The organism is Streptomonospora halophila, from assembly GCF_039542725.1.
GTDB lineage: Bacteria > Actinomycetota > Actinomycetes > Streptosporangiales > Streptosporangiaceae > Streptomonospora > Streptomonospora halophila.
In genome coordinates, this window is sequence record NZ_BAABIK010000003.1 from 266,613 (window position 1) to 285,059 (window position 18,447).

Genomic DNA, 18,447 nt, shown 5'->3' on the forward strand with positions numbered 1-18,447 from the left:
GGCCGCGCCGAGTCCGCGGGGCGCGGAAACCGTCCTGCGGGCCCGGCGGAGCCCCGAAGGCCCGATATCTGAAAAGGCGGGCGGCCGCGCCTCAGCGCGGCCGCCCGCCTTCGACCGGAGCCCGGTGCGGGCCCGGCCTCAGTCCACCGTCCAGGTGTCGCCGCTCGACAGCAGGGCCGCAAGCTCGTCCTTCCCGCCGCGCTCGGCTTGGGCCTGGGCGAGCTGCTCGGCCATCCGGCCGTCGTAGGTGGGCCGGTCCACGTCGCGGAACACGCCGATCGGCACGTGCTCGAACGCGGGGTAGTCCATGCGGGACAGCGCGAAGGCGTACCCGGGATCGGCGCGGTGCGCGTCGTGGCGCAGCAGCGCGTCCTCACCGACCTCGGCGACGTCGGCCACCTGCAGTTCGCCGTAGTCGCCCTGCACCACACCCCGGTCGCCGCCCACGCGCAGCGGCTCGCCGTGCTCCATGCGCAGCAGCCGCATGTCGCGCTCGCCCGGGTCCTTCAGGGGCTCGAACGCGTCGTCGTTGAAGATCGGGCAGTTCTGGTAGATCTCGACGAACGACGCGCCCTCGTGGTCGGCGGCCGCGCGCAGCACGCTGGTGACGTGCTTGCGGTCGGAGTCGACGGTGCGCGCGACGAAGCCCGCCTCGGCGCCCAGCGCCAGCGAGACCGGGTTGAACGGGGTGTCCAGCGACCCCATCGGCGAGGACTTGGTGACCTTGCCGGGCTCCGAGGTCGGCGAGTACTGCCCCTTGGTCAGCCCGTAGATGCGGTTGTTGAACAGCAGCACGTTGATGTTGACGTTGCGGCGCAGCGCGTGGATGAGGTGGTTGCCGCCGATGGACAGCCCGTCGCCGTCACCCGTGATCACCCACACCGACAGGTCGGGCCTGCTGGACGCCAGCCCGGTGGCGATCGCCGGCGCGCGGCCGTGGATGGAGTGCATCCCGTAGGTGCTCAGGTAGTAGGGGAACCGCGAGGAGCACCCGATGCCCGAGACGATGACGATGTTCTCCCGCGGCACCCCCAGCTCCGGCAGGAAGCCCTGGAACGCCGCCAGGATGGCGTAGTCGCCGCACCCGGGGCACCAGCGCACCTCCTGGTCGGACTTGAAGTCCTTCATCTTGTACTCGGTGTCGGTGCGCGGGACCAGCCGCAGGCTCTTGAAGCCCGCACCCGCGCCGTTCCCGTTGCTCTCAGACACGGTCGATGACCTCCTGCACCACGCCCGCCAGTTCTTCGGCCTTGAACGGCAGGCCGCGGACCTTCGTGTAGCCGATGACGTCGACCAGGTACTTGCTGCGCAGCAGCATCGCCAGCTGGCCGAGGTTGATCTCGGGCACCAGCACGCGGTCGTAGGACCGCAGCACCGCACCCAGGTTCTCAGGGAAGGGGTTCAGGTGGCGCAGGTGGGCCTGGGCCACCTTCCCGCCGGCGCGCCGCACCCGGCGCACGCCCGCGCCGATGGACCCGTAGGTGCCGCCCCAGCCGAGGACGAGGACCTCGGCGTCGCCGGTGGGGTCGTCGACCTCCAGCTCCGGTATGTCCCGCGCGATCCCGTCGACCTTGGCCTGGCGGGAGCGCACCATCAGGTCGTGGTTGGCCGGGCTGTAGGAGATGTTGCCGGTGCCGTCGCTCTTCTCGATGCCGCCGATGCGGTGCTCCAGCCCGGGTGTGCCCGGCACCGCCCACGGGCGGGCCAGGGTCTCGGGGTCGCGGTCGTAGGGCCGGAACTCGCCGCCGTCCTCGGAGGGCGAGGCGAAGTCCACCGAGAGGTCGGGCAGGTCGGCGACCGCGGGGAGGCGCCAGGGCTCGGAGCCGTTGGCCAGGTAGCCGTCGGAGAGGACGATCACCGGGGTGCGGTACTTGGCCGCGATGCGCGTGGCCTCGATCGCGACGTCGAAGCAGTCCGACGGCGACTGCGGCGCCAGCACCGGCACCGGCGACTCGCCGTTGCGCCCGAACATCGCCATCAGCAGGTCGGCCTGCTCCGTCTTGGTCGGCATGCCCGTGCTCGGTCCGGCCCGCTGGACGTCGATCACCAGGAGGGGCAGCTCGGTCATCACCGCCAGGCCCAGCGACTCCGCCTTGAGCACCATGCCCGGGCCCGAAGTGGTCGTGACCCCCAGCGAACCGCCGAACGCGGCGCCCAGCGCCGCGCCCACGCCGGCGATCTCGTCCTCGGCCTGGAACGTGCGCACGCCCATGTGCTTGTGCCGGGACAGCTCGTGCAGGATGTCCGACGCCGGGGTGATGGGGTAGGAGCCCAGGAACAGCGGCAGCCCCGACAGCTGCGAGCCGGCGATCAGCCCGTAAGAGATCGCCAGGTTGCCGGTGATGTTGCGGTAGGTGCCGGCGGGTAGCCGTGCGGGCTTGACCTCGTAGGAGACGGCGAAGTCCTCGGTGGTCTCGCCGAAGCTCCACCCGGCCTCGAACGCCGCCACGTTGGCGGCCAGGATCTCGGGCTTGCCCGAGAACTTCGACTTCAGGAAGCCGAGCGTGCCCTCGGTGGGCCGGTTGTACATCCACGAGAGCAGCCCGAGCGCGAACATGTTCTTCGCGCGCTGGGAGTCCTTCTTGGAGATGTCGAACTCTTCGAGCGCCTTGACCGTCATGGAGGTCAGCGGCACGCGGCTGACCTTGAACTCCGACAGGGAGTCGTCGGAGAGCGGGTCGCTCTCGTAGCCGACCTTGGCCATGCTGCGCTTGGTGAACTCGTCGGTGTTGACGATGACCGTCGCGCCGCGCGGCAGGTCGTCGACGTTGGCCTTGAGCGCGGCGGGATTCATGGCGACCAGCACGTTGGGGGCGTCGCCCGGCGTCATGATGTCGTGGTCCGCGAAATGGAGCTGGAAGCTGGACACGCCCGGCAGGGTGCCCGCCGGGGCGCGGATCTCCGCGGGGAAGTTCGGCAGGGTCGACAGGTCGTTGCCGAAGGACGCTGTCTCCTGGGTGAACCTGTCTCCGGTGAGCTGCATGCCGTCGCCGGAGTCGCCTGCGAAGCGGATGATGACGCGATCGATCTGCTGGACCTGTTTGGTCACGGGGATCGCCGACCTCCTCGTCGAACCGCCGTACGGGGTCGGCGGCTCAGGTTGGCAGTGTCCTCACCACCACGTTGAGCACCGGCAGGGCCGGAGGGTGGCCGGACACGGGAATTCGAACGGGGACCTGGCCTGGGCACCGGCGCGCGGCCGTGGGGCTGCTCCGGCGTGCGTGCGCAGGGCGCGCCCGCCGGCGGCGCATCGGGGATCCGAGCGGACCCGGCTTCGTCGCCGGGGAACCGTTCGGTCGGCGGTGGCCGGTGCGGGGGATGACGCTGTGTCAAGGACAACAAGGCTCGCGTGCGATGCGCACGAGGTCCACGTGCCGCCTGCCGGTGAGCGGTACTACCGGCCGGGCGGGCGTCGAAGGAAAAGCGGCCACTCTCGCACTATAGGCGGTCGCTCCCCCCGCCATCGAAGCAAGTGGGGGATGTCACAGCCGGAGCGGCCGGATCAGCGCATATGCGGTCGCGGAAGCGTGTTGCGGCGGTTCGCGGGGCGGCCGGAGGACGGGCCGGAAGCGGAATGCGGCGGGTTCGCCTGGCAAAACGGGAACGACCGGGATCGATTCGCGCGTTTGCTACCCAGAAGTGGCCTGGAGGGGGCCCGGGAACCAAGGGAGGCCGGAGCCGTGCAGCTCAACACGATCCGCGCAGCGGCCCTGCTCGGCGGGGTCTCGGCTCTGGTCGTGGTGGTGAGCTGGATTCTGGCGGGCGCGCAGGGGCTGCAGATCGGCATCGTCGCCGTCGTCGGGCTGAACGCGGTCGTCTTCTTCTTCGGCGACGGCATGGCCCTGCGCGTGATGCGGGCCCGCCCGGTCAGCGAGATCGAGCAGCCCGAGCTCTACCGCATCGTGCGCGAGCTGGCCACACAGGCCCGCCAGCCGATGCCGCGGCTGTACCTCTCGCCCACGCCGGCGCCCAACGCGTTCGCGACCGGCCGCAGCCCGCGCCGGGCCGCCGTCTGCTGCACCACCGGCCTGCTGCGCACCCTCACCGAGCGCGAGCTGCGCGGCGTGATCGCCCACGAGCTGGCCCACGTCCGCAGCCGCGACACCCTGCTGTGCTCGGTGGCGGGCGCGATCGCGGCGGCCATCACCTCCCTGACCGCGCTGGCGCTGCTGCTGCCGCTGGGCGACTCCGAAGACGAGGACGTGCCCAGCCTGCTGAGCGCGCTGCTGTTCTTGGCCCTGGGGCCGATGGCGGCCGGCGTCATCCGCCTGGGGGTGAGCCGCTCGCGCGAGTACCGCGCCGACCGCGCCGCGGCCGAGCTGACGGGCGACCCGCTGGCGCTCGCCGGTGCGCTGCGCAAGATCGACATCGGAACGCGCACGCACCCGCTGCCGCCCGAGCGCCCGCTGCTGGCGGCGGGCCACCTGATGATCGCCCACCCGTTCCCGCGGCGCGGACTGAACAAGCTCTTCGCGGCCCACCCGCCGGTCCAGGAGCGCATCAGCCGCCTGCGCACCCTCGCCCGCCGCTGGGGAGCCGAGTAGCGCGGACGGCACCGCACGGCACAGCGCCACGGAGTGCGGGCGCGCATTGTGCGCCGCGGGCGCGGGGCGAACGGGCGCAGGGCGAAGGGGCGAGCGGCGAAGGGGTGAGCGGGCGGGCCGGCTCACCCCGCGCCGCAGGGCGGGTCACCGGTAGTTGGTGAACTGCAGGGGGATGTCCAGGTCCTTCTCCTTGAGCAGGGTCTGCACGGTCTGCAGGTCGTCCTTCTTCTTGGAGCTGACGCGCAGCTCGTCGCCTTGGATCTGGGCCTTGATGCCCTTGGGGCCCTCGTCGCGGACGATCTTGGAGATCTTCTTGCCGTCCTCGGTGGAGATGCCCTCCTTGAGGGCGATCGCCAGCCGGTACTCCTTGCCCGAGGCCTTGGGCTCTCCGTCGGTGTCGAGGACCTTCAGCGAGACGCCGCGCTTGACGAGCTTCTCCTTGAACACGTCCAGGGCGGCCTTGACCCGCTCCTCGGAGTTGGCGCGGACCTCGACCCCCTGCTCTCCCTGCCAGGCGACGGTGGCGCCGGTGCCCTTGAAGTCGAAGCGCTGCGAGAGCTCCTTGGCGGCCTGGTTCAGCGCGTTGTCGACCTCTTGCCGGTCGAGCTTGGACACGACGTCGAAACTGGATTCAGCGGCCACGTGTGCTCACACCTTCGAACAAATGCGGTTTTGGGCCGCGAGGTCCGCGGCCCGCGTACTCGTCGGCGCAGCCGGACGACGGAGGGCCGGGCGGCGACAGGCACCGAGCTTAGCCCGGTACGCCCGTGACCGGCGTGCGCCACCCGCTCCGCGCCCCGCCGAGGCCGCCCGGCAAACCGATTTCGTATCGGGGCCGGATGTCCGCTATTCTCGCTGATGCGTCGCGGCGACGAGTCGTCGCAGCCCAGGCAGGTTGCCCGAGCGGCCAAAGGGAGCGGTCTGTAAAACCGCCGGCTCAGCCTTCGAAGGTTCGAATCCTTCACCTGCCACCCCCAGGGAGACCCCCGTTTCACCAGCGCGTACGCGCGGTGGGGCGGGGGTTCTCGTGTTCCCGGCCTACCCTGCCGCAGGCCGTATTCGCCGTTCAACGTCGGCTCAGCGTGCGTCGGCGATCGAGTCGTCGCCGTCGAGGCGTTGCGCATGGACGCGGCGCAGGACCTCCACCGAGCGGCCGGCACGTTCGGCCGCTTTGGCCGCGCCCACACCCGGGTCGAGCCGGGTCGGGACGGCCGCGTGCCGCGGTCGTGGGGGCGGCCTGTGAGCGCCGCCGCTGGGACGCCCTCGTCCATGATCGAGGTGACCGGCAGCGCCCCGGGTCGGATCGGGCAGGCCGGCGAGCGCGCCGGCACGCGCATAGACCGCGAGGAACCCGACGATCACCATGATCGCTCCTCCACACCGCTGCGGATCAGGCTCCCGGCCTCGGCGGGTTCGGTTCCTCGACACGGCGTCCCCGCGGGGCGGATGCGGGGTCCGCAGCGCCTGCGTGGCTGCGGAGTGCGCGGGAGCGCCCATGGCGGTGCGTGCGTGGGCTAGGGTCGGTGCGCCGGCCCGACGCCCGCCGCTGCTCCGGCGGGCACCGCCGCGCCTCTCGTGGCTCCGATTCGCCCCGGGGCCGTTCCCGCGCTCGCCGCCCCGACGGGCCGCCGCGCCGTGTGTCCGCCGGTCGCGCCGCCCGCGCCTGCGGCGTATTTCGTCATGCCCGGAAACCGCTTCTCATTCCGCATGCAGGTCTGTGCGCCACGCCGTCTCCCGTCCTTCCGGCCGCGTGGGCGGGGCGGCGGCCCGGCGCCGGGGCGCGCGGCACACCGGTGCCGCGGCCCGGACCGGCGTGTCGGCCGGCGGTTCCGGAAACGCGCCGGGAATGCCCCGGGCAAAACCGGGTGAACCGTGAAGGCGCACCGTAACGGACACGCCAAACAATCCGGAAAGGCGGGTAAATTCTGCTCGGAGAATTCTCTTCATTTCCTTTCCAATATCTGATCTGCGGATGAACCGGACATATCGATTCCGCTGTTTTTGGCGTTGACAAAAACTGTCGTGCCCGTCGATGATTGCTCCCGTCCACCACGACAACGGGCGCCTCGATGCGTCTTTCTCCAGCACCTCGTATTGAGAATTCCGGGGGAATCGTGATGAAGAAGTTGACCGCTGCCGGTCTGCTCGCCGGCGCCGCTATGGGCGCTCTGCTGATGGCTGGGCCCGCGCACGCCACTTCCTACGGGGGTGACCAGCAGTTCAATCAGAACCTGCAGGTCGTGCCGATCCAGCTGTGCAACACCAACGCCTCGGTGCTCGGCGTGACCGTGCCGGTCCTGTCGCCGCAGACCACGGGCGACTGCACCAACGGCCCCAGCACCGCCAACGTCGACTGACGGCGGACGCCGGCCTGCTTCATCCACTTTCCGCACGTTCCACAGTCAGAAAGGAATTCCCTATGCTGCGCAAGCTGGGAATCACCGGCGTGATCGCCGGTGCGGCCCTCGGGGCCGTTGTCGCCGCCTCTCCCGCGAACGCGGGCGCCTACGGGGGCGACCAGCAGTACAACCAGAATCTGCAGGGCGTCGCCGTACAGTCCTGCAACGCCAACGTCAGCGCGCTGATCGGTGTCACGGTGCCGGTCCTGTCGCCGCAGACCACGGGCGACTGCACCAACGGCCCCGTCTCGGCCAACGTCGACTAGGAGAGGTGAACCGAATGCTTCGCAAGATCGGAATCGCCGGCGTGATCGCCGGTGCGGCCCTCGGGGCCGTTGTCGCCGCCTCTCCGGCGAGCGCGCACTCCTACGGGGGCGACCAGCAGTACAACCAGAACCTGCAGGGCGTGGCGGCCCAGCTGTGCAACACCAACGTCGCCGCGGCGATCGGTGTCACGGTGCCGGTCCTGTCGCCCCAGACCACGGGCGACTGCACCAACGGCCCGGTCAGCGCCAACGTCGACTAGGAGCTGGTCCGGCATGCTGCGCAAACTCGCCGCAGCCGGGGCCGTCGCAGGTGCCGCCCTCGGGGCGCTCCTGCTGGCCGGTCCCGCGCAGGCGCAGACCTACGGCGGCGACCAGCAGTTCAACCAGAACCTGCAGGTCGTGCCCATCTCGGTCTGCAACGCCAACGCGGCCGTACTCGGAGTCACCGTTCCGGTCCTTTCGCCGCAGACCACGGGCGACTGCACCAACGGGCCCGCTCTGGTGAACCTGGACTCCCAGGACGCCTACGACGCGATCCCGGACGGTCACGGGCACGGATGACGATCGCGCGGCGCGGCGCCGTCCGGGGCCCGGTCCCCGGACGGCGCCGCAACGCCGGTCGGCGCCGCACAGGCCGCGTCCCCCGGCACCCCGCGCGGGGTGCCGGGGGACCGCTTTGTGTCCGGCCGCCTGCCCCCCCCCGGCGGATCGCCTGCGCCCGGTCGGGTACACCTCCAGTGAGGTCGGGTCACCCGGTCGATCCGGCCCCGCGGGCGGCCGCGGCCCCGACCCGGGCGAGCCGCGCCCTCGGGAGAACAGCCAGGAGAAGCCATGCGACTCGGCGAACCCGCCGCCCGCGCCGCGCACGGTTGGGCGGCGCTGCTCCTGCTCGCCCCGCTCGGCGGTTGCGGCGCGGCACCGGAGACGGGCGAGGGCCGCGGCGGTGAGGCCCCTGTGCAGCCGCCCCCGTCGGCCACCGCGGGCATGGGTGCCGAGGCCGACCCGACCGCACCGCCCGAGACCGTCTACGTCTTCAACACCCACGGCAACGAACAGGGCGAGGCCGACCAGCGCCCCGAGAACCTCGTCGCCTCGCCGTCCACCACCTTCACCGGGCTGCAGTGGCTCACCTGGGGCGGGGGCCCCGCGGTGGCCGAAGGCGATGTGCAGGGCACCTGGTGCCTGCCCGACTGCCAGGACTCCCCCTATCCCGTGACCGTCGAACTGAGCGGAGCCGAGACGGTCGACGGGACCGCCTTCTACACCGGCTACTCGTTCACCGGGCGCGGCGACTTCCCCGACGAGATGCGCGGCCGCGTGCGGGAGGTCGGCACCGGCCGGCTCATGCTGCCCACCGCGTGGTGAGCCCCGCCGCCCGCCCGCCGCGCCGAGCGGCGGTGCCGCGCTTCGCGCGCCCGCGCGCCCTCGGGCCGACCGGTTCTGGGAAGGACCGCCCAAGAATTGCAGATCTCCGAGTATTCGCAGGTCATCGGCGCAGGATCGGTCCGGTTGCGGCCCCGGGGCGCCGGGTGCGGTCCGCGACGGTGGCCGGGGGTCTTTAGTCTGCTGAGTTGTGGGTGTATCAGCGGAACAGGTGACTGCGGCGGGCCCCGGCGGCGATGCCCCGGGTCCCTGGGGACGACTGGGCGGGCGCACGCGCGCGGAGGGGCCGGTGCCCCGGCACGGGCGCGCCGCCCTGCTGCGCCTGGCGGCCTGGTTCGAGGACGCCGACCCCCGCTCCGCCGACGAGATCTGCACGGCCGCCTTCGCGGTCCACGGCGCCACCCACCTCGGCGGCCCCTGCGACGAGCCCGCCGGCGCCACGGTCAGCTGGTGGGAGGCCCCCTTGGCCAGCGTCGCCGCGGCACGGCTGGCCAGCGCACTGCCGGCCGACCCCGTACGCGACCACGCCCAGCAGCGCGCCCGGCTGCGCGACGCGGCCGAGTCCTCCGTGCACTGGCGCCGCTCGGCCGCCCAGGAACTGCACCGCGTGCTGGCTGAGGCCACCAGCGGCGACTCCCGCATCCGGCTCTCCAACCCCGCCATGGAGGTCCTGATGGAACTGCTCACCGCCGCGCTGGGGTCCGGCGACGCCACACGCCGCGCCGTCTCGGCGGGCGACCTCGAACTCGGCATCCGCCTGCACGTCCGCCACGACCCCGAGGCCTCCATCACCCTCCGCGGTTCCGGCGGCGACCTCAGCCTGGAGGGCCTGCGCCTGCGGGTCACCTCGTTCGACGCCGCCCGCGAGCCCGCTGAAGCAGCCGACCCCCGCGAACCCTCCGACACCGACGACAGCCCCACACCCGCGTCCGGCACCGCCCTGCCGTTCGCGCGCGAAGCCTGAGACGCTCCTGCGGGACACCCGGCGCGAGCGCGCCGGCCGACCGCCCCCTCGGACCGCACCCCCGGCCGCGCCGCGCGAGACAGCGGGCACGAGCAATCCACGAACAGCGACGGAGAACCCGACGAAGGAGGTGGCGACGCCCGTGACGTCCGAGGACATCGCCCTCACCGGGGAGCGCCAGGCGGCCGCGCGGCGGCTGCTTGCCGCCCCGCTCGTCACCGACCGCACCCATCCCGAGGACTTCGCCCTCATCCGCACCCACTCGGACTGGCTCATCCAGCGCTTTTGGCGGGTCCTCGGCTACGAGCTCACCGTCGCCGCCGACCACGCCCGCCTGGCCAAGACCGGGCTCGCGCGGCCCGCCGCCCGCCCCCTCACCCGGCCCAGCGGCGCCGACTTCACGCCGCGCACCTACAGCTACCTCGCGCTGTGCCTGGCCGTGCTCGTGGAGGCCCCTGAAACCCTCACAGCCGCCCGCCTGGCCGACGACGTCAGCGCGGCCGCGGCCGAGGCCGGGCTCACCCTCGACCCGCGTGAGCGGATGGCCGAGCGCCGGGCCTTCAGCGCCGCGCTGCGCAAGCTCGCCGAGTGGGGCGCGGTCGGCGAACACGAAGGGGAGCTCGCCGCCTACGCCGACGACCCGGCCGAAGAGGTGGTGCTCACCGTGCACCAGGAGGCCGTGCGCAGCGTGGTCGCCCACCCGCCGCACGCCGCGGCCGACGCGCGCGCCTTCGTCGACGAGCACGACAGCGCCGACCCCGCTGGCGAGGACGCCGGCGAGATCGCCCTGCGCCGCGCCCTCGCCGAGACCGCCGTCGTCTACCGCGCCGACCTCTCCGAGCGCCAGCGCCGCAGGCTGGCCAACCACCAGTGGCGGGCGGCGGCCGAGCTCGGCGACCTGCTCGGCTGCGATACCGAGGTCCGCGCTGAAGGAGTCGCCCTCATCATGCCCGCAGACGCCGCGGCCGAGGGCGTCTCGGCGTTCCCCAGAGCCGATCCGGTCGGCCAGGCGGCGCTGCTGCTGCTGGAGCGCCTGGTGGCCAGGCTGGCCCCGGCCCAGGCCGCCGAGAACGGGGTGGAGGTGCCCGAGGACGTGCTGACCGCGGAGCTGGCCGAGGTGCTCGACGCCGACGACGGGGCCCGGCCCGGCCACGGCGCCCGCTCGGCGCTGCGCCACGAGCCGGACCCCGATACCCTCGCGGCCCGGGCACTGCGCCTGCTGCACGACACCGCACTGCTCCACCACCCCGATCCCTCGGGCGCCCCGCGCTCCGGGTGGCGGCTGCGGGCCGCGGCCGCGCGCTACTGCGGGCGGCCCTCCGGCGCTCCGTCGCCATCCCCTGCCCAGGCGGGCTCCGCGGAGGCGTCGGCGGGCACCGCACGATGACCGGGCGGCCCGGTGCCCCCGCAAGGCGGGGAGCGGACTCCGGGCACTCGCGGCATCCGGAAGAATGTCAGCATCGCCCGCCGCCGGAGGCTCCGGCGGCGCGGCGCGAGACGGTACAGAGCGGAGGACGGGCGATGACCGTCGCCAACGCCCACGGGCGAACGGAGCCGTCGCCGCCCGGCGGCGGCGCCGAGCGGCCGGGCGGCGCCATCGGCGCCCAGCAGTCCCCACCGGCCGGCGGCCCGGGCACCGGGGACACCGCACGGCTGCCCGGCGAGCAGGGGCGCGCCGCCGGGTCCGTGCCCGCCGGCGACCTGCTCGGCGCCGCCGCGCCCACGCCCGCGGCCGGCACCCCCGCCGCCACGCGTGCGGAAGGCACCGGGGACGGCACCGAACCCGCGACCGGGCCGAGCGAGCGGGGCGGCGAGTCCGTCAGCGGCCGCTACCGCCTCAACCGCGCCGGGATCCAGAACGTCTGGCACTACGACGACCACGTCTTCGACTTCGCCGACGGCCGCCTGCTGCTGCGCGGCCGCAACGGCGCCGGAAAGTCCAAGGCGCTGGAGATGCTCCTGCCGTTCCTGCTCGACGGCGACGCCCGCCGGCTGGACACCACCGGCAGCAGCCGCACCAACCTGCGCTGGCTGCTGCTGGAGGGCCGCGAGGGCGTGACCTCCCGGCGGCGCGGCGCCGACCCTTCCGCCCCGGACGCCGAGGACGGCGAATCGGCGGACCCCGCCGAGGAGGCCGGCCCCTCGGCCACCCTCGGCTATCTGTGGGTGGAGTTCACCCGCTCCGGCGGCGCCGCTTCGGCCGAGCCCGCCGAGGGCGGCCGAACCGCCGACGCGGAAGGCGCCGCGCCCGGCCCCCGCCGCATCACCCTCGGCGCGGCCGTGACCGCGTCCCCCGGGGCCGACGCCCGCAGCGTGTTCTTCATCACCGACCGCGAAGCCGGCACCGACCTCCCGCTGGTCTCCGACGGCCGCCCCCTGCCCATCGACCGCCTGCGCACCGAGGTCGGCGCGGGCAACTGCTACGACACCCCCGTCGACTACCGGGCGCGCGTCATGCGCGAGCTGTTCGGCATCGACGACCCGGTGCGCTACCGCAACCTGATCCACCTGCTCTACCGGCTGCGCCGGCCCACCATCGGCGAGCGCCTGGAGGCCGGTGAGCTCGTGTCCGTGCTCGCCGAGGCCCTGCCGCCCATGGACGAGACCGTCCTGGACGAGATGGCGCGCAACATCACCGATCTGGAGCAGGCCCGCTCGCGGCTGGAAGCCCTGCGCACGGCACGCGAGCAGGTCGCCGGCTTCCTCGGCGACTACCGCGGCTACCTGCACCGCGCCCTGCGGATCCAGACCGCAACGGTCCGGGAGCAGGTCGACGCCTACCACCGCCGCGACGCCGAGGTCGAGCGGCTCACCGGCGAGCTGGAGGAGCTCGTCGCGGCCGAGAGCACGGTGCAGGAGGAGCGCGACCGGCTGCGCCGCACCCGCGACACCGCCGCCTCCGACGCCGCCACCCTCTCCCGGAGCGGCGACGCCCCCGAGGACGCGTCCGACTTCGAGCGGCAGGCCCGCGACGCCGCGGTCTCCGCCTACATCCGCGCCGCCGAGGCGGCGTCGGCCGCCGCGGGCTACGCCAACACCAACGAGGAGCACGCCAAGCACCGCGTCGGCGCCGACATCGCGGCGATCGAGCGCGCCCTGGAGGGGCTCGGCGGCCTGCACGAGCGGCTGCGCGCCACCGCCCAGACCGCCGGAGTCGACCCCCGCGGCCTCGGCCAGGTGCCCGACCCCGTACCGACCACCCTCGCCCCGCGCGAGAGCGTCACCCGCGTGAACCTGGAGGGCCTGGAGCAGGCCGTCGAGCGCGAGCCCGTCACCGGTGTCGACGCGGACGACCTGCGTTCGCGCCTGGCCGAGCTGCACGACCGGCTGTCGGCCGCCGACCAGAGCGCCGCAGAGCGCGAGGCCGCGGTCGCCGACCTCGTCGAGCGCGCCGAGCGCCGCACCGCCGCGGAGCAGCGCGAGGCCGCGCTCGCCGGCGAGACCGAGGCCGCCGAGGCCGCCCTGGAGCGCGCCCGCGAGCGGGAGCAGACCGACATCGACGCGGTCCGCTCCGCCAGCGCCGACTACGCCGAGCGGGTCCGCGGCTGGTGCGCCCGGCTGCGCGAGACCGCACCCGACGCCGACCTCGGCGCGCAGCTGGCCGAGCTGGAGTCGCTGGTCGAGCTGCCGCTGGAGGACAGCCTGCGCGTCCTCGACGCCGACGTGCCCGAGCGCGTCGCCCGCCACGCCCACGGCATCGTCGACCCGCTGCTGCGCGAGCTGCGCACCCGCCGCGACACCGCCGTCGGCGAGGAGCGGGAGCTGTCGACCGAGCTGGACGAGCTCTCCGAGCGCCGCGGCGCGGCCTCCGGCCACATCGCCCCCGATCGCCCCGCCTGGGCCACCGCCGGGCGCGACGACGCCGCGGGCGCCCCCTTCTACCTCGCCGTCGACTTCGCCTCCGACCTCTCCCACGAGGACCGCGCCGGGCTGGAGGCGGCGCTGGAGGCCTCCGGCGTGCTGTCCGGCTGGATCGCCGCCGACGGCTCGCTGACTGACGGCACCAGCCGCGACCTCCTGCTGGCCCCGGGCCGCCCGGTCAAGGGCCGCAGCCTGCGCGACGTGCTCGTCCCCGTCGACCCCGTCCCCGGAGGTGTCACCAGCGGGGCGGTCTCGGCGCTGCTCGACTCGATCGGGCTGCTTCCGCCGCCCGGCGAGGAGGAGGCCGAGCCGCGCCACCGGCGCGACAGCCCGCCGCCCGCGGCCAGCGCCGTGTCCCTGGACGGCCGGTGGCGGCTGGGCGCCGCCTCAGGCGCCCACAGCAAGTCCGGCGCCGAGTACGTCGGCAAGCAGGCCCGCGCCGAGGCCGGCGACCGCACCCTCGCCAACATCGACCGCCGCATCGCCATAGCCGAGGCGCTGCTCGCCGAGGCCGAGGAGCGCCGCGGCGACATCGAGCGGATGCACGCCGCCCTCGTCGAGACCGACAGGGCGCTGCCCGACCCCTCGGGCGTGCTCGCCGCCTGGTCGGCCCTGGACAACGCGCGCGCCTGGCTGGCCCGCACCCAGCGCGCCCACAACGCCTCGCGCGACGAGCTCGCCGGGGCGCGCGAGACCACGCTGAGCCGCCGCTCCGAGCTGGCCGACCCCGCCGAGCGCCACAGCCTGCCCACCGGCACCGCGGAGCTCGCCGCCACGCGCACCGCCCTGGAGCGGCTGCGCACCGAGCTGGCCGCCGCACACCGCGACCTCGACGAGCTCGCGGTGCTGCTGGAGGACTACCGCGGCCACACCGCCGCCTGGCAGGACGCCCGCTCCGGGCGCATCCTCGCCGAGGACGCCCGCACCGCTGCCATCACCGACATGATCACCGTGCGGCGCGAGATCGAGCTGACCGACAGGGCCCGCGCCGCCGCTCCCGACCAGATCTCCGGTGCGGTGGGCCAGGTGCGCGAGCGGATGGACGACGCCGCCGGCCGGCTTCCCGAGGTCGAGCGCGAGGCCCAGCGCGCCCGGGACGACCGCGTGGGCGCGGAGACCCGGCTGGACACCGCGGTGCTCGAACGCGCCGAACAGGCCCGCCGCGCCCTCGACTCCGGCCGTGTGCTGCGCTCGATGCTCGCCCGCGACGACGGCGGCGCCGACCCCGCGCTGCTGGCCGCCGCCGGGCTCGAAACCGTGGCCGGGCATCTGGCCCCGGAGACCGCGGCGGGCGGCGCCGGCGGCGAGGGGACCGAGCAGGCCGACGCGGACGCGCGTCCCGACCCGGCCGCACAGGCCGAGCAAGAGCAGGAGGCGCGGGAGAACCGGGACCGGGAGGACCGGGAGCGGGCGGAGGGGGAGGCCGCTCAGGAGGGCGACCCGGCCGGGGCCGCCGCCGGGGCCGACCACGCCGCGCTCGACGCGCGCGTCGCCGCCCTCGACGCGCTGCTGGCCGCGCTGGAGGAGAACCTCGACCCCGAGCCCGGGGCGGCCTGCGAGCTGGACGACAGCGGCATCCTGCGCCGCCGCGAGGAGCTGCACGGCATGCTCGCCGCCAGCGAGGCCGTCGGCGCCTGGACCGAGCTGACCGAGCCCGCCGGGCTCAAGCGGCTCACCGTCCACTGCGACGACGGCAGCCACGACATCACCGGCTACGCCGGGCACCTGGACGAGGCGGTCGCCGCCGCGGAGGAGGACGCGCTGCTGCGCGAGGAGGAGGCCTTCGAGCGCCACCTGCTCGGCGAGCTGGCCGGCCACCTGCGCCGGCAGATCGAGGAGGCCCGCGAGCTCATCTCCACCATGAACGACGTCCTGGGCGACACCACCACATCCCAGGGCCTGGGCGTGCGGCTGGACTGGCAGCTGGCCCCCGACGCCGACGAGGACATCCAGGCGGTCGTCCCGCTGCTGGCGCGCCCGCCCGAGCAGCGCACCCGCGTCGAGTCCACGCGGCTGCGCGACGCCCTGCGGCGGTGCATCGAGGCCATCCGCCGCCTCGACCCCACCGCCACCGGCGGCGCCCAGCTGCGCGCAGCCCTGGACTACCGCTCCTGGTTCGCCTTCACCGTCTACGTGACCGACGCCGCCCACCCCGGCCGCGAGCGGCGGCTCAGCCACCGCACCGCCCTCAGCCAGGGCGAGCAGCGGGTCGTGGCCTACCTGGTGCTGTTCGCGGCCGCGGCGGCGCAGTTCGGCTCGCTCGCCGCCCAGGCGCCGGCGGCGCCGCGGCTGATCCTGCTCGACGACGCCTTCGCCAAGGTCGACGAGCCCACGCACGGCCGCCTGCTGGGGCTGCTGGTCGAGCTCGACCTGGACTTCGTGCTCACCTCCGAGCGCGTATGGGGGTGCTTCGAGAGCGTGCCGAGCCTGCACATCTACGAGTGCCTGCGCGATCCGGCCGTTCCGGGCATCGCCACCCTGCACTTCACCTGGGACGGCAGCAGACGCAGGCTCGTGGGTGTGTGAGGGCGCGCGTGCCGACCGGGCCGCCAGGTCGGCACGCGCGCCCCCGGCGGCGGCCGCGCCCGTGCGCGGGGCTACCGTCGCCCCCGCCCCGGCGGGTACACCGCCGCACCTGCGCTGATTACGGGTCGCGCTACTGCTTTGACCCGTCCTGTCCTAGTCTGCTGTGCGAGGCCAACAACTGAGCGGGTGTGGTGAGGACAGTGACGACGGGTCCTGGGACCTCCACCGGCGCTGCCCCGCGCCGGTACGACAGCAGCGCGGACGCCGCGCGTTCCCTCCTGGACCGCCTGGCCGAGTCCGGCCTCGACCCCGCCGCACGCCGGTGGGTGCTGGCGGCCCTGCAGGGCGACGAGGCCGTGGCCGCCTGCGCCCGCGGCGAGGAGGTGCCCGAACCGCCGCGAGAGGCCGCCGAGCCGGCTCCCGGCGGTGCTGCGGCCCGCGGCGGCCGCAGCTTCCTGCGCCGGATCGAGGTCCAGGGCTTCCGCGGAATAGGCAGGCCCAGCGCACTGGAGTTCCCGCCGGGCCCCGGCCTGACGGTCATCGTGGGCCGCAACGGCTCGGGCAAGTCCAGTTTCGCCGAGGCCGCCGAGGCCGCGCTGACCGGCCGCAACCTGCGCTGGGACGCCATGCCCGCCGACTGGCGCGACGGCTGGCGCAACCTGCACTTCGACGAGCGCACCGAGATCACCGTCGAGCTCCAGTCGCCCGGCGAGCCCGGGCCCACGCGCGTGACGCGCGCCTGGACCGGCGAGAGTGTGCGCTCGGCGCGCGGCGAGGTCGTCTCGCCCGACGGCAGCACCGCCCCGCTGCGTAGCCTGGGATGGGACCCCGAACTCTCCCGCTACCGGCCGTTCTTGTCCTACGACGAGCTCGGCCGCGCCGTCACCGGCCGCGCCGCCGAGCTCTACGACACCTTGACGGCCCTGCTGGGCCTGACCGACCTGACCGAGGCCGAACGGCGCCTGGCCAAGTCCTGCGACCGCCTCGCCAAGCAGCGCGACCGCCCGGGCCACGAGCACGGCCACCTCGTGCAGCGGCTGCGCGCCAGCGACGACCGGCGCGCCCGCACGGCCGTGGAGCTGCTCGGCGCCGAGCACATCGACCTCGACCGGCTCGCGTCCATCGCCTCCGACGACGGCCCGGCCGACCGCAGGCAGCACGTGGTGCTGCGCCGCCTGCGCCGCCTGTCGGTGCCCGAGCGCGGTCTGCTCACCGACGTCGTCAACGAGCTGCGGGGCGCCGCCATGGAGCTGGCGATGGCGGCCGGCACCAAGGGCGACCACGCGCGCGGCGTCGTGGACCTGCTGCGCCGGGCCATGGAGCACCGCGAGCGCCACCCCTCCGAGGCCGACTGCCCCACCTGCGGGACCGGCGGCGCGTTCGGCCCCGACTGGGAGCAGCGCGCCCGCGCCGAGATCAGGCGGCTGGAGCCGATCGCGGCGAACGCCTCGGCGTCCTACGAGCGCGCCGAGAACGCGCGCGACCAGGCCCGGTTCCTGATGGCTCCAATGCCCTCCTGGCTGCCGCCCGACAGCGAGCTGGGCCGCGTATGGGCGGAGTGGGAGGCCGGTGCGCAGATCAGCGACCTGACCCAGCTCGCCGAGCACATCGAGACGGTGGGCCGCCGGCTGCGCTCGACCGCCGTCGCCGCGCGCAAGGCCGCCGGCGAGCAGTTGGACGACCCCACCGACGGGTGGGCGGAGCTGGCAGACCAGCTGGGCGCCTGGGTCGCCGACGCCCGGGCCGCGGCCGGTGCGGCCGAGACCCTGGGCCCGGCCGAGCGCGCCCTGGAGTGGCTGACCGCGATCGCCCGCGAGATCCGCGCCGAGCGGCTGCGTCCGCTGGCCTCCCACGCCGAGCAGGTCTGGCACCGGCTGCGCCAGGAGCGCCGCATCGACCTGGAGGCGCTGCGCCTGGTGGGCCGGGGCGCGCGGCGCCGGGTGGCGGTCGACGTGGCCGTGGACGGCACCGAGAACGACGGCAACGCGCCCGGGCTGCTCAGCCAGGGGGAGTTCCAGGCGCTCGCGCTGTCGATCTGCCTGCCGCGGACGACGGTGCCCGACAACCCGTTCGGCTTCCTGCTGCTGGACGACCCGGTGCAGGCGATGGACACCGAGACGGTCGAAGGGCTCGCGGACGTCCTCGCCGAAGTGGGCCGCCACCGCCAGCTGGTGGTCTTCACGCACGACACGCGGCTGCCCGACGCGCTGTACCGGCTCGGCCTGCCCGCGGACATCCGGCGCATCCAGCGCGACGCGATGTCCAACGTGTGGGTCGCCGAGTCCGGGTGGACGGGCGCGGCGGGACCATCCGGGGGAGCGGAGGGCCGCGGGGCCTCGGGCGCGCCCGCGGCGCCCCAGCCCGGGATGGAGGACTCGCAGGGGGCCGCCCGGCAGGGCGGCTGGAGCGGCGACTTCGGGACCCGCCCGGGACCGTTCTCCGGGCTGGGGCGCTAGATCGTTGATGGGAGTTTCCCGAACCGGCTGCGGGCATGGCGAAGGGCG

General features: G+C 74.5%; 14 protein-coding genes and 1 tRNA gene. 11 read left to right on the top strand and 4 right to left on the bottom strand.

Features of this window, described 5'->3' with window-relative positions:
- Positions 1-138: 138 nt before the first annotated feature.
- On the bottom strand, positions 139-1,128 hold the full coding sequence (locus ABEA15_RS04735; protein WP_344142035.1) for a 2-oxoacid:ferredoxin oxidoreductase subunit beta: 990 nt from the start codon (positions 1,126-1,128) through the stop codon (positions 139-141).
- A gap of 73 nt (positions 1,129-1,201) precedes the next feature.
- Entirely contained in the window at positions 1,202-3,049 is a 1,848-nt protein-coding gene (locus ABEA15_RS04740; RefSeq protein WP_345555630.1) for a 2-oxoacid:acceptor oxidoreductase subunit alpha, read from the bottom strand.
- A gap of 631 nt (positions 3,050-3,680) precedes the next feature.
- Here ABEA15_RS04740 and ABEA15_RS04745 point away from each other — a divergent pair.
- Positions 3,681-4,544, top strand: coding sequence for a M48 family metalloprotease (locus tag ABEA15_RS04745; RefSeq protein ID WP_344141931.1), 864 nt, complete (start codon positions 3,681-3,683; stop codon positions 4,542-4,544).
- Between the two features lie 144 nt (positions 4,545-4,688).
- Here the strand turns inward: ABEA15_RS04745 and ABEA15_RS04750 are convergent, their stop codons facing one another.
- Positions 4,689-5,186, bottom strand: coding sequence for a YajQ family cyclic di-GMP-binding protein (locus ABEA15_RS04750; protein ID WP_344141930.1), 498 nt, complete (start codon positions 5,184-5,186; stop codon positions 4,689-4,691).
- Positions 5,187-5,433: 247 nt separating this feature from the next.
- Here ABEA15_RS04750 and ABEA15_RS04755 point away from each other — a divergent pair.
- Positions 5,434-5,515: transfer RNA gene (locus ABEA15_RS04755), tRNA-Tyr, on the top strand.
- 106 nt (positions 5,516-5,621) lie between these two features.
- On the opposite strand, the gene ABEA15_RS04760 is transcribed toward ABEA15_RS04755, so the two are convergent.
- Positions 5,622-5,909, bottom strand: coding sequence for a hypothetical protein (locus ABEA15_RS04760; RefSeq protein ID WP_345555631.1), 288 nt, complete (start codon positions 5,907-5,909; stop codon positions 5,622-5,624).
- A 749-nt stretch (positions 5,910-6,658) separates the two neighbouring features.
- Between ABEA15_RS04760 and ABEA15_RS04765 the strand changes: the two genes are divergently transcribed.
- The 9 genes from ABEA15_RS04765 (at position 6,659) to ABEA15_RS04805 (ending at position 18,399) form a co-directional block, all read left to right on the top strand.
- The gene (locus ABEA15_RS04765; RefSeq protein ID WP_344141929.1) at positions 6,659-6,901 is read left to right on the top strand and encodes a hypothetical protein; all 243 of its coding nucleotides are present in this window, start codon (positions 6,659-6,661) and stop codon (positions 6,899-6,901) included.
- A 62-nt stretch (positions 6,902-6,963) separates the two neighbouring features.
- On the top strand, positions 6,964-7,209 hold the full coding sequence (locus tag ABEA15_RS04770) for a hypothetical protein (RefSeq protein ID WP_344141927.1): 246 nt from the start codon (positions 6,964-6,966) through the stop codon (positions 7,207-7,209).
- A 14-nt stretch (positions 7,210-7,223) separates the two neighbouring features.
- The gene (locus tag ABEA15_RS04775; protein ID WP_344141925.1) at positions 7,224-7,469 is read left to right on the top strand and encodes a hypothetical protein; all 246 of its coding nucleotides are present in this window, start codon (positions 7,224-7,226) and stop codon (positions 7,467-7,469) included.
- 13 nt (positions 7,470-7,482) lie between these two features.
- Positions 7,483-7,770: a hypothetical protein gene (locus ABEA15_RS04780; RefSeq protein WP_344141924.1), complete on the top strand. Its 288-nt coding sequence runs from the start codon at positions 7,483-7,485 to the stop codon at positions 7,768-7,770.
- Positions 7,771-8,040: 270 nt separating this feature from the next.
- A complete protein-coding gene (locus tag ABEA15_RS04785; RefSeq protein WP_344141923.1) occupies positions 8,041-8,574 on the top strand; it encodes a hypothetical protein in 534 nt (177 codons plus the stop codon).
- 307 nt (positions 8,575-8,881) lie between these two features.
- The gene (locus tag ABEA15_RS04790; RefSeq protein ID WP_345555632.1) at positions 8,882-9,556 is read left to right on the top strand and encodes a DUF2397 family protein; all 675 of its coding nucleotides are present in this window, start codon (positions 8,882-8,884) and stop codon (positions 9,554-9,556) included.
- 142 nt (positions 9,557-9,698) lie between these two features.
- Positions 9,699-10,943: a TIGR02678 family protein gene (locus ABEA15_RS04795; RefSeq protein ID WP_345555633.1), complete on the top strand. Its 1,245-nt coding sequence runs from the start codon at positions 9,699-9,701 to the stop codon at positions 10,941-10,943.
- Positions 10,944-11,077: 134 nt separating this feature from the next.
- Positions 11,078-15,943 (top strand): SbcC/MukB-like Walker B domain-containing protein, encoded by a 4,866-nt coding sequence (locus ABEA15_RS04800; protein ID WP_345555634.1) that lies wholly within the window; start codon positions 11,078-11,080, stop codon positions 15,941-15,943.
- Positions 15,944-16,131: 188 nt separating this feature from the next.
- Positions 16,132-18,399, top strand: coding sequence for an AAA family ATPase (locus tag ABEA15_RS04805; protein ID WP_386698889.1), 2,268 nt, complete (start codon positions 16,132-16,134; stop codon positions 18,397-18,399).
- The last annotated feature ends 48 nt before the right edge of the window (positions 18,400-18,447 follow it).